Annotated in this window: 7 protein-coding genes; all 7 read right to left on the minus strand. The window is 55.3% G+C overall.

Annotated elements, in window-relative coordinates; translation table 11 throughout:
* Nucleotides 1–166: 166 nt before the first annotated feature.
* Nucleotides 167–2,806, minus strand: coding sequence for a tetratricopeptide repeat protein (locus V8L70_RS14365; RefSeq protein ID WP_336269850.1), 2,640 nt, complete (start codon nt 2,804–2,806; stop codon nt 167–169).
* Nucleotides 2,807–2,842: 36 nt separating this feature from the next.
* Nucleotides 2,843–4,102: an alginate lyase family protein gene (locus tag V8L70_RS14370; RefSeq protein WP_336269851.1), complete on the minus strand. Its 1,260-nt coding sequence runs from the start codon at nt 4,100–4,102 to the stop codon at nt 2,843–2,845.
* 93 nt (nt 4,103–4,195) lie between these two features.
* Nucleotides 4,196–5,092, minus strand: a complete 897-nt coding sequence (locus V8L70_RS14375) for a polysaccharide lyase (protein WP_336269855.1) — start codon at nt 5,090–5,092, stop codon at nt 4,196–4,198.
* Entirely contained in the window at nt 5,070–6,647 is a 1,578-nt protein-coding gene (locus V8L70_RS14380; protein ID WP_336269856.1) for a PilZ domain-containing protein, read from the minus strand. The genes V8L70_RS14375 and V8L70_RS14380 overlap by 23 nt, the downstream gene beginning before the upstream one ends.
* Before the next feature lie 19 nt (nt 6,648–6,666).
* Complete coding sequence (locus V8L70_RS14385; protein ID WP_336269857.1) at nt 6,667–8,475, minus strand: glycosyltransferase; 1,809 nt, start codon at nt 8,473–8,475, stop codon at nt 6,667–6,669.
* 9 nt (nt 8,476–8,484) lie between these two features.
* Nucleotides 8,485–9,831 carry a UDP-glucose dehydrogenase family protein gene (locus tag V8L70_RS14390; protein ID WP_336269858.1) on the minus strand — a complete coding sequence of 449 codons (1,347 nt, stop codon included), beginning with the start codon at nt 9,829–9,831 and terminating at the stop codon, nt 8,485–8,487.
* Nucleotides 9,832–12,000: 2,169 nt separating this feature from the next.
* Entirely contained in the window at nt 12,001–12,768 is a 768-nt protein-coding gene (locus V8L70_RS14395; protein ID WP_431313224.1) for a methyl-accepting chemotaxis protein, read from the minus strand.
* Nucleotides 12,769–12,994 lie beyond the last annotated feature (226 nt).

Genomic DNA, 12,994 nt, shown 5'->3' on the forward strand with positions numbered 1-12,994 from the left:
TTCTGTAAGGCTTCCCTTTCCTAAAGATAGGACACTATCAGGTGTCAACGACGATCACAGAGTGTCAGTTCGATTGCTGATTATACCTCGACCATGAAAGCCCCTATATTAGTGGCCTCGCGCTCAAGAGCCGGGCCGCTTCTGGCGACCCGGCGAACACGTAGTGTCATTCCAGTTCAGCCTCGAGGGCGGCAAAAGCGGCCTCATCAGTGAGCAGTTGGCGCAGCGTTTCGACGGCAAGTCGGCCCTCGCTATCGATTAGGTTATCGAGCCATAGTAACGCCTGCTCTTGATTGGGATTCTCGTAGCCACGAGCCAAGAGATAGGCTCTGGCCAAAGCGAGGCGAGCGCTGTGGTGACCTTGGCTGGCTGCCTGATAGAGGTAGCGCGCACCACGCTTGGGATCCTTCTCGATGTTACTCCCTCTCAGGTATTCACGGCCGAGGGAGGCCTGAGCACCAGGGTGGCCCCGCTTGGCTGCATCTCGGAGTAGCTCGTAACCTCGCTGTACATCTTGGCCAATAGCGCCTTCGCCACGCATAAAGGCGACGCCTAGTTCGGCACGCGCATAGACGGCGCCAGCATCACTAGACTGCTGATACCAGCGCTCGGCCAGCTCGGCATCTTTTCCGACCCCTTTACCGTGCTGATAGGCATCGCCCAGCACGTAGGCGGCAAGTGGGTCGCCTGATTCGGCCGCAGCGTTTAGCAGTTCAAGACCTCGCTCCACATCTTGTTCGGCATGCCTGCCGGTCAAGTAGGCTTCGCCCAAGTCGTTGCGGGCACCAGCATGCCCCCTAGACACGGCGGTCTTCAGGTAATCAATGCCGCGCTCACTTTCGCCCTGATCAAGGTACATGCGGCCAAGGCTTGCCCCGGCACCGGCATGTCCTGCCTGGTATGCCTGCTCCAGCCAGTTCTCGGCCTGCTTCTGGTCACGCTCAACACCCTCACCGTCGAGATAGGCTTGACCAAGATCGGCCATGGCACCCGGATGCCCATTTTTTGCTGCGGCGATGAGCGCATCAATATTGCCTTCAGCACCCAGGTCGCGCTGCACGTAGGCGAGCGCATCGGCGGCAGACGCGTGTCCTGCGTCCTGCGCACGGGTCAGCCACTGCCTGGCCTTATAGAGGTCACGCTTGACACCGTTGCCTTCTCGATAGGCACGACCCAACACAACCATGGCATAGCCATCACCTTGCTCGGCGGCTTGGGTTATCAGTCGAATGCCCTCTGAAGGATTGCCCTCAAGCGAGCCTTCCAGATAGGCCTCGCCAAGGGTGGTCATGGCGGTAGTGCTTCCGGTCTGGGCTGCTTGTGTCAGCAACTCTTTGCCGCGACTAGGCTTTAAGGGCAAGACATCGCCTTTCAGATAGGCCTCACCCAGGAGGCGCATCGCGCCGGTCTGGTTTTGATCGGCGGCATTTTTCAGCAGCTCCTCGGCACGTTGGGGGTCTTGCGTCACGCCACGGCCCTCTAGATAGGCGGCGCCGAGTTGCTGGGTCGCCCATGGGTGGCCAAGCTCATGGCCGCGTTCCAGATAGTCGGCGGCAATGGTAGGTTGACTTTCGACCTTCTCGTCGCCCATGAGCAGCGAGCCAAGCTGCGCAAGAGCCAGAGGATTGTTGCTCTCTGCCGCTTGTTCGAGCAGGCTAATGCCACGGGGTAGGTCGTCGAGGCCTGCCTGGCCTTCGACAAGGGCGCGGCCGAGAATGACCCGGGCATCGTCTGAACCCGCCTGGATGGCCTCGTTCAGCCACCGTTCAGCGCGGCTTGGGTCCTCCGGTTGACCATCGTGCTCAGGCGTCAGCAATGCTTGGCCGAGATAGATCATCGACTCGACTTGTCCCTGGCGGGCGGCATCTTCCAGCAGAGAGATACCTAGCCGGTACTCGCCGACGTTGACCAACTCATTCCCAGCGCGGGCTTGGGCGTCTAGGTCGCCCACTTGGGCGGCTTGGTGCAGCCACTGGATGTGCCGATCGGGCTGGTCACTGAGCAGTCCGTTAGGGGAATAGAGCGATGCTAACTGAAGCATGGCGCCGACATCGCCCTGTTCTGCGTTGGCCTCAAGTTGCTTGGCGTAACGCTGAGCATAGGCCATCGATTGTGCGGCATCCTCCTCCAGCCAACCGCCAGGTGCGTGCGCTTCGGCTAGGGCCTGCAGAGCTTGCCCTTTGTCTTGGGCGGCAGCTTGCTCGTAAAGCTGACGAGCAAGCTCGGCGTCCGCCTCTACGCCTTCGCCGCCTTCAGACAGCAGGTTGGCAAGCTCGACTTCTGCTGTTCGGTCGAGATTGGCCTCTTTGGCCTGCCAAAATAGGTGATAGGCGAGCACGTCGTTACGTTTTACGCCGCGACCCTCTCGATAGAGTCGGGCGAGGTTGAGCGAGGCATGGCCGCGTGTCGAGGAAGGCTCATTGATAGCCTTGCCATACAGTCGTGCTGCTTCGGTGAGGTCTTTTTCGACGCCGTGCCCCTGCTCATAGAGCTTGGCCATCTCATAAAAGGCAGGCGGCACATAGCGGTCCATTAAGGGGTGCAGGTACGTGATGGCTTCTTTATAACGGCCCTCGTCGATGCGCTCCTGGGCGAGATTGATAGTGTCCCAGTCTGACCCATCCGTATCGGCCTCCGGACCGTTGGCGAACCAACCTGCGTATTGCGTGGGAACGGGGCCTGCATGTTCTCCGACAGGCGGTTCTTCAGCGGTGATTGCGCAGCCAGCGAGCCATGCTGACAAGGTTAACGCTGCGGTCAGCCGCAGCGTAGGTGTGTATAGCGTCCTGATCGTTGTCTTCTTCATATGCTCCCCACTCTCCTTATATGGCGCGGTGACTGTTCAGTTGCTCAAGCCCCGGAAGGCTTCGGTCTCCTGACGCTGTTCGTCCATGTAGATGTGCTCCTGGGCGTCGGGGGCCATGAAGTAAAGAGTGACATGGCCTCCCGCGCTGCGACTGTAGGTTGGTCGTGCCCGGGTAATGAGGCTGGCCATTCTTTGATGGTCGAAGTGCGAAAGGTAAATCTCCATCCATGTGAAGTACTGTGGGTCACGCAGGAAACCGGTGTACTGTTCCCGTGGAGCGTAATCGCCCAACGCTGCGGGGTCGTCAAGGATCCGGAACAGGTAGTCGACGCCTTCATGGATGTTGCTGTTCTCGTATTCCAGATTGAAGATGTCATAGCCTTGGCGATGGATGACCTGCATATTGGTGATGAGGTAATTGAGTGCGTAGTTTTGGTAGTGAGTGGCGCGTCGTCCGCGACTCATCTCGTGGGGCAGAGCGCCTTCCTCGGTCATGTCGTGTAGGGCCGAGTAAATAGCACTAACACCAAAACGAAACAGGTCGTCGTCTTCAACAAGCACGCCAATCATGGTGGCGTAAAGCGCGCGACGATATAAATGGTTATTACAACAGCTATCCTGCGGAAAACCAGGGACTGCCGAGTGCTGCAAAGCCAAGCCTTGCAGCCACTGTTCAATGTCGGCCCGCTCTTCCTCAAGGCCGTCAATGAAAGGGCGCACGATAGAGTAGGCCATGGCCGCCGCGAACAACATCGACTCGGAAGCGAACCAGGCTTGCGGTTGCGACGTATCATAGACAAAGTCGGTCAGGGCCTCGGCCTCGGCCCAGCGATACAAGTAATGCACAAGGCATTCGGCATAGTAAATGTCGCCACTCGCCACGAAAGAACCAGCCAGGTTCGATACGCTATCCTCGAAATCGAATAATGGCCCGGTAGCCAACTCCCATTCCGTGCGATTGGGGTAGAAACCGGGTATCGCCCCCCGCGTCGTGATGGGCTTTGAGTTAGTCTCCTGGCGGCAACTGGGGCCCATTGAGAGCTTGTCGCTTACCTGTAGCAAGATAGTGCTATCGGTTTGCTCAAGCAGCGCCAGGCGCGCGTTTACGTCAAAGTAGCTGGCGTTCGTATCGGTGACACGATATTTGGAAAGGTCAATCTTTAGCCGCTCCTCTCTTGAGAGAGTGTCGTCCAAGTTCGTATCGGCCGACAGATTAATGCTGCCCATTGCCATCAAGGCAATGGGCAATGCAAACAGAAACCGTGCGGAAAGTCCTTTTGCTAAGGCAAGAGGCATGATCGTTATTGCTCCAACAGCGCGCTAGTACGAATTCTCAAGCACTAACGCTCAAGTGCTAATTCTCAAGTACCGATGCTCAAGTACTAGCGCTCAAGATCTTGAGGTATAGAAACGGAAATCGGCAAAATCCACGTACTGGTCGCGTGGCGTGCGCCAGCCTTCTCCGGTCCCGCCAAAGAAAGTGGAAAACATCAAACCATCAATGGTGACTTCCGGCGTGGTACGAAAAACAATGTTCTTCTGTTCCAGCACAGGCTGGCCGTCTACCCAAATCCGAGCGACACCGTTTTCCCGTTTTGGGTCGTTAAGCATGATTTCCTGCTCAATGGTGACCCATGATCCGGTCGGATAGCGCCAGAAGCCGCGCCCTACTGACGCTCCCTCGAAGTCGACCACGTAAGGGTAGAGTTCACCTTCACCCTCCTCGCGCCACATCAAGCGCATAGAGAAACCGTTCTCGCCGTCGACGCTCTCGCCGCCGGAGGGGGCTTCACCTCCGTACAACCCAGGCAGTTTGCCTCCCTTCACGAAATCGAAGTCGGCAGGGAAGCGCACCTTGTAGCTCAGGCAGGCACGGTCGGCTTCCTGAAGCGAAGAGGGGTCGCTGTAGAAGCCGGCCCCGCCGAGAGGCTCGTCACTTGGTGAGGAGCTGCCAGCGGGATAGTGGACACGCAGCCCAGCTTCATTGATGCCGGTATCATTAGCAGCCAAGCGCTCTACGTTCTCTTCGGCCCCCCAGTGCCGGGTGGTATTAAACCCCTGGCGAACGGCGCTATAAGCGTCTTCGGCGGGTGCTGGGCTTGGGGCTTCGGCCAGGCTATAGCGCTGAGAGCAAGGCGCCACTTGTGGGATGCTGACGACGGCATCCTCGGCTTCGCCGGCATTGCTGGCCGCGAACGGCAGCAGCGCTAGCACGCTCAATAGCAGACTCTTGTGCCGTAACCCGATACGTGGGTGATGTTGTTTACCCTTCAGCGCTGGTTTCATCGGTACCGTTCCTGTAGTGGTTTATTTCCTCCAGGGCTTTGTCATAGAGGTCATTGCTGGACTGTTTGATCCAGTTCACGCCTTGCCATATTTGTTCCGAAGTGGCACTCAGCAGCAGTGTTTCGGTAAAGCGAACGTCTACCGGCTGGCCTATGCTCCCTGGAGGCAGTGGCTCCTCTGGCGACAACAGTACGCTGGCCACATTTTGCTGCTGCCGTACCCAACTGGGGAAACCGGCGCGGGGCTGAGGTTCAACGTCAAGGGCAACGTTGCGCACCTGGGCGCGAATCGGCTGAGTGGCATTGGCCAGTGTGACGTAGGCCTGCTGATGGGGCTCGATGCGGCTAATGTCATCCATATGCACCAACGCCTCGACCATCACGTCATCTTCATCGGTACGGACGAGGGTCATGATCCGCTCGCTCTCGTTGATGTAGACCCGGGCGGCACTACTCAGCGCCCAGGCCACGCGGCAGTCGCAGGGACTGTATATTTCGTTACTGGCCTGAAGTTCTTCGAGGGCGGCGATACGCGAGTTCTCGAAATCGCGCACCTCCTCGAACTGTTCAACACGGGCCTCGGCGATAGCCGGCGAGACCGTCTCGAAGGTGGTGAGGTCACCGCTGGCCGGCTGTGCGGAGCTGGCTAAGCTGATCTCTTGGGTATCGTCCTCAAGGTAGCCACGTAGATTATTTATCAGTCGCTCGTTATAGCTGAGTGCCGCTTCTGCCAGAATCAAGTCCGCTTCAAGCTCGCTATTGATCACGTTGGTCAATAACTGGTCGCGCTCGACTTGGTCCCCAGCAGTGAGACCATGCTCGCCAAGTATGCCAGGGCTGGGGGCGCGGATATCGATACGTGGAGCTGTCACGGCGGCGAAGCTGGGCTCAATCAGAACGAAGTTGCGATAGGCCGTCGCTGCGCTTACCAACACCAACAAGCCGATCGCCAGGAACAGGAGAATGTAGCGTCCGATAGGCTTTGGTGGGCGCGTAGGAGCTGGATTGGTTGCCTGCCGCTTGCGTGGCGTCTGTGGATCTTCGCTGGCCATCTGGCCTTCGATATTGGGCGAACGCCCACTCAACCCGCTGCGAATGATCTGACGTAGCGACTCGTGGTGCTGCGGATCTATCTCGTTGATCTTGAATCTAACGTCATATCCATTGCCACGCGCTCTGGGAATGGAGTCAAGGCATTCGGCTTTGACTGCCACAATGACGTCAAAGTTACCCGCCGCCATAATCAGTGAAGCGGAAACGCGCTCGCCAGGTTCGAAGGCACTTTCGCTTTGGGCAGAGAAGCCGCCGAGGGAGACATCATTGCCGTCCAGCTCAGTATCGCTATCGGCGAGAGTCACTCGAAACGGTGTCGCCACCCGAATATAGCCCCTTTCGTCGCGACGCTCGTGCTGTAGTGGGTTACCTTGGGTCAGGCGTTCGTTTTCTTGATTGACACTTTCTGAGGTTGAGGAGGCATCGTTGTTCGTCCGTTCCTGCTTTCCGTCGAGAGTGGGTTCATGCCGCTTGTGGGCACCTTTTAAATGATCGTCTTCCATCCGTCGTTTGCTCCTTGCGTCAGGGATGAGTCGTAGATACCTTGAGAGGCGTCGCAGGCTCGATCCAGAGCCTTTGATTACACTTGGTCGTTGAGGGCGCTGTTAGCTTGGTCTGTTGACTGGTCTGCGTGACGGCGTTTTGTTGCAGGGTCTTGATCAGGCCGTCTTCCACCAGAAAATAGTCTGGAGGCGGTTGGATCGGTTCACAGGCCTTGTCGGTATGGTTTGTGTCGAGCGAGCGATCTAAACGCTGGGCACCATGGGTAGGCTCCCGTACCTGATCGAGAGCGATATGCATCGTGGTCCGATCCGGAGGCATTATGTCGCCGGTCGAGATAACCAGGATGAAGAGCAGAACGCCATAGACCAAACTATGCAACGCATGGCCTATACGTCGCTGTCTGCGCGCCGCCACCGGATCGTCTGGCTCGCCAGCGGAGATACCCTGACGCGACCATTGCTGACGATTGAAGCGAAAGCTGACATAGGTCTTGAGGATCGCGCCCCACACCTGATTGTAATAAATCAGCGGAATCCACAGCAGACTGAAGCGTCCGCGTTGCCAAGCCAAAATCGACACGGCAATGCCGCGGCTAAACATGACCCACAGCACGTAGGTGAAGAAAAACGAAGGTCTTATGAAAAGCGTCACCAGGGTGACCACCGTGGGGCCCACCAGGGTCGTCCACATCGAGATGCGCTGGTCGACCAAGCTCCACCAAGTGAACATCCCCATGGGACGAGGACCCAGGGCGATGGCGCGATTGCTGGTACGCAGCATGTTGCCAAACCAGCGCCGCATCAGATCAGTGGAAGAGGCGAAGAAGCGATGCCGGTTGGGCAGCTCCTCGAATCCAGTCACGAAAACATCGGGAATGTAGAGCATGGACCAGCCGTTCTTCAGCAGCCAAAACCACGATGACTTATCGTCACCTGACAGAAACTTGAAGCTACCGAAGCGCCAGTGATCAACGTGGTCGCTCTCGATCAGTTCGATGAAGTCCGGCTGAATGGCGAGGTCGGTGCGAAAGACGCTGTAACGACCCGTGAGAACCAGCAGTCGCCGCGATAACGACATCGAACTCATCATCAGATGGCGCTGTGCATAGCGCAGGTCGTACCACTCGCGGGTGACATCATTGCCCGTCACCTTGGCACGGTTGTTAGTCGTCAGCGCCCCCAGGTCCTCCTGGGCAATAAAGAAGGAAAGCGTGCGTGACAGCGTGTTTGGCTCAAGGAGGATATCGCCGTCCATTGAGATCAGCAGCGATCCCGGCGCTGGCAGGCACCTGGAAATCGCCCGCAGCACCTCGGCCATGGCCGAGCGCTTGCCGTCTCCCTTCTGGAACATGTAGCGCACTGTGACATTCTGCGGCCAGTCATTGTCATCCAAGACGTGATTGATGATATCCACGTCGGTACGGTCCGAAACAGAGGCGAAGATCGTCGTCGGCACACCGTATTGATGGGCTTCCCGTATCAAAGCATCGTAGACCTGAAAGTTGACACGCTGATCGATACGAAAGGAGGTACAAAGCACGAACAACTCGGGGGGCTTCTCGTGGTTACCGGCTGCATCGGCCTCGGCACGCAAGCTCGGAAAGACCAGTCGGTTGTACCACAGCGAGCGAACGGCCTGTACCGCCCACCACGAGTACCGCCAGATGGCGATCCACCCGACGACGAAAAAGAAGCTCTGCGACTCGGGCGAGAACACGTCCGCTGGCAGTTCCCTAATGACGAAGATCAGCAGTGCCAAACCGAACAGGAAAGTAGTCAGTTCCGTAATACGGCTGGCAGAGGAATGCTTTCGGCGTTTAGCAAACATTGGAATGCCTCAAGCCTGGACGGAGCGCACGGAATCACCGCGGCCGATGGCGTAGTAGGCAAGCCCTGCCGCTTTGACGCTTTCGGGGTGGAAGAGGTTGCGGCCATCGACAACCACTGGTTCAAGCAACGTCTTGCTTAGCAGCGAGAAGTCGACCGTGCGAAAGGCTTTCCACTCAGTGCAGATGACCAGTGCATGGGCGCCTTCCAGCGTCTCTTCGCGTTGCTCAGCAAGCACCAAGTCGTCACGCTCTCCGTAGATGCGACGACACTCTTTGTTGGCCTCTGGATCAAACGCCTGAACGCGCGCGCCGGCATCCCATAGGGCTTCCATCAGGGCTCGGCTGGGGGCCTCGCGCATATCATCGGTGTTAGGTTTGAAGGCAAGCCCCCACACGGCAATGGTTTTGCCTGCCAAGCGGCCGTCGAAAGCTTTCCAGAGCTTTTCGAACAGCTTGTTCTTCTGCCGGGAATTGACCTGTTCCACCGCTTCGATTATGCGAGCGGGATGACCGATTTCTTCGGCGGTATTGGCCAGCGCTCTAACGTCTTTCGGGAAGCAGGAACCCCCATAGCCACAGCCGGGGTAGATGAAGCTGTAACCAATGCGCGGGTCGGAACCGATCCCGTGACGAACCTCTTCAACCTCGGCGCCGAGGTGCTCGGCGAGATTGGCGACTTCATTGATGAAACTGATCTTGGTCGCAAGCAGCGCATTCGCCGCGTATTTGGTCAATTCGGCACTGCGCACACCCATGAACATCAACTTGTCGCGCTGGCGGTTGTAAGGGCCATAACATTCCCGCATGGCTTCCCTGACGCACTCAGATTCGGTGCCGACGATGATCCGAGAGCCGCGCGAGAAGTCCTCAATCGCCGCCCCTTCTTTGAGGAATTCCGGGTTCGAACAAACGTCGAACTCAAGGTCAAGACCCCGCTTCTCAAGCTCGATTGCAACAGCACGCTCCACCTTTGCGGCGGTACCCACGGGCACAGTCGATTTGTCGACGATGATTTTGTAGTCGTCCATGTGCTGGCCGATGGTCTCAGCAACTTTAAGCACGTGCTGGAGATCGGCACTGCCATCTTCGTCGGACGGGGTGCCAACAGCGATGAACTGGAGCAAGCCAAATTTGACCGCCTCGGCGGCATCAGTGGTGAAACTTAAGCGACCAGCGGCCTGATTATCGCGAACTAGGCGCTCCAAACCTGGCTCAAAAATCGGTATTTCACCAGCTTGAAGACGTGAGACTTTATCCTTGTCTACGTCGACGCACAAAACGTCATGACCGACGTCGGCTAGGCAGGCTCCTGTTACGAGACCCACATAACCACAAGCGAAGATGGTAATCCTCATTTTCCCTGCTACTCCTTGTCCTTGTTGATGTGCCATTCCATGGTTTTTTTACGTCAGATGGTTGCCGATAGGCTCTGGCGTAAAAGGTTTAGAACTTGGACATCGAACTTTTTTCAATCCAAAAAAACCAACACGTCCTCATATTTAGGAGGTTGATAGGAGGTTCGTATATTAGTAATATCGAAATTCGCGTTACGCGTTTGCTAATCTTCTGCACAAACGGTTACACAATTAGGATAGGTGATGCTGAGCCGGCCCTCTGTTCGCTAGCGTACTTAAGTCGCCTTAGCCGCTTCAGAATTACCCACAGGCCTTTGATTTATAATTATTTTTTAAGTTTTTAGCGGACTGTCTAGCAAACCGTGATCAGGCAGTCTATTGGCGGAAAGAGTTACGTTAATGGCATCTGATTGATCGTTACTGATAGCTTTTGGCAGCAAAGCCAGACTGATTAAGCTGCATATATTTGTCGGCTATTTGGGTGGCATGCTTAAACACCATCAAGCTAGCCAAGCGACGTACGGGACGCGACGTCTCCTGCAATAGCTATATGAGTCAGCGCTATCAGTAGCTGCTTAAAAAATGACCGGCAGGCTGATTTCCTTTGCCGTCCTCGATAGCTTGTTTGGCGGGGCCTTTCTGTCAACCAAAGTGCCCAATAGATAAATGCAGTGCTGAATTCTAGGCCGTTTCCGAAGGCATGCTGGCCACCATGCTTATCGTGCCGGCAGGCGATGCCGGGCTGACTGCCTGCAGGAAGTCATCACCATCGTCAGCCTACCGGTGTTTATTAAGATATTTGCGTTGTACCGCGGCCTCTCACATGAGGATCTCAGCGAAGTACAGGTAGGTAGGTAATCCACCTAAACAGGCAGAGTTGAAGTCGGAAGATTAGGCGATAGAAAACAGGGGCCTGCGAGCAATCGCAGGCCCCTGTTTTCGATTGGGATGGCCCAAACGGTTGAATCTGTTAGCGTAAAATTCCTGAATGCTACTCAGTAGCCAACGCACTTCTCTGCACATCTATCCAGGACATGTAGCTAGCGGTTGGCCGATGTATCCCAGCTGGATTGCGCCACTTAAGCTCAATTTAAAAGGTAGGTGAAACGTTGAAACATCATGCCCACTAGTCTCAGTCTGCTTAACCAGCTTGTGGTAGGCTAAATTTAGTAGAGGATTGGTCAGATGCTAGGAACGAGTTAAGGCAGCTAACGACCCATAGCGGACCTGCTGAAAATGCAAGGAGGATAGGAAACGGAGATGGGATTTTGCGGCCTGATTGTGCGAGAGGCCGCCCAACATGAGCGGCAAGTTTTTGTCTGAGAACTTCCTGCATCACTGGTAAACCACAACCATGAATTATCGGTTACAAGAGCCCACTAACACCTAGTCATTGTCAGTAGGTGGCTGATCATCAATTACTAATGGGGGCAGCTCCTCGTTCATCCGGGTGGGCACTTCATGATATACAACAATAGTGCTGCGCTAAGTAGACATACAATGGAATTTAGCCCAGCCTAATCGCGATTACACCCAAGCTTTTGAAAAGTGGATAGCACAGAACTGCATACTTAATTACGATGCAATTCGCCGCGTCTGTCTAGAGTTCGTCGTGCTTTGTCGACGCTTGAAATTGTTCCCCTGCTACATAGTGACAATTGATGGTAGCAAGTTTAAAGCCGTCAATAACCGCAATCTTAATTTCACAGAAACTAAGATGACGTGACGCTTTGAGCAGATTGAAGAAAGTTTTGAACGGTATCTGGGGTAGCTTGATGTAGACGATAGAGAGTAGCCCGCATTAGCAGAGGCTAAGGCTGCTCACCTAAAGATAAATCAGGAAGCTAAAGGAAGAAACATCAAGATTACAGGTGGACGAGGAGAAACGACAGCGGTTTCCTGATCAGCAAGTATCTTTAACCGATCCGGGGGGGTAATACAAAGACCACTAGGGCCAATGCAAATGTCCCGAGCAACGGACGAAATGAGGGTACTCTCATCCTTAAGTCTTCCCTGATCACCGCCCTAGGAAATAACTTTATTCAGAAGCTGTGCGCCATGTCTGGCGCACATGTCAAAACAAGCGGTTATCTGCAGATACAGGCTCCCTTGCTACAACTCAAGCGGTTTCTCTTAGAGATTTCTCTATCAATTATGATGTTTACCAACTTACCAATCATCAGCTACCAGTTCAGGCTGGGCCAAGGTGGTTGTATAGGGCCGCACTGAGGGGCTCCGTAACTCTGTAGTGGAATGACTACTAGTAAGTTGCGGGGGGCTGGAAAGCCGACTAGACGATACACTGCTGTTAAGCTTGAATAAGCTGACAACTGTAGCGAGACCGAAAGATTGCTGTCGCATGGAGTCGGCCGCAGCCGAGGCCTGCTCTGCAAGTGCGGAATTTTGCTGGGTAACCTGATCAATCTGATTGATAGCCTGATTCACCTGCTCAATGCCAGCCAACTGCTCTTTGCTAGCTGCGGTGATTTCACTCACGATATCGCTTACACGGCTAACGCTTTCGACTACCTCACTCATCGTGGCCCCCGCCTGGTTGACCAATTCGCTGCCCGCACCCACTTTTTCAGCAGACTTTCCAATCAAGACTTTTATTTCATCTGCGGCTGCTGCAGACCGCTGCGCCAGGTTGCGAACTTCAGATGCTACAACAGCAAAGCCACGTCCTTGCTCACCAGCACGAGCGGCTTCTACGGAAGCATTCAGAGCGAGGATATTCGTCTGAAAAGCGATACTATCCATTACATTTATGATAGCTGCGATCTCTTTAGATGAATCATTGATCGAGCCCATGGTTTCTACTACCTGCGATACCACCGTCCCACCTTTAGCAGCCAAGTCAGCGGCGGATTCGGCAAGTAGGTTCGCCTGGCGAGCATTATCAGCGTTCTGACGAACCGTTGAGGTTAATTCTTCCATGGACGAGGAAGTCTCTTCCAACGAGCTTGCCTGCTGCTCGGTTCGAGCAGAGAGTTCAACATTTCCAGACGCAATTTCATCCGAACCAGTAGTGATAGCCTCTGATGCGTATTCCGGCGAACGTGACCGGTCATTCCGGTGATCGTGACCGATTTGCACACGGCCTTCACGCTGGAGAGAGTTTTGTACGCTGAGCGGTCACGATGGGTCAACCGATTCCGTTTTT

Source organism: Vreelandella arctica (genome assembly GCF_037070215.1).
GTDB lineage: Bacteria > Pseudomonadota > Gammaproteobacteria > Pseudomonadales > Halomonadaceae > Vreelandella > Vreelandella arctica.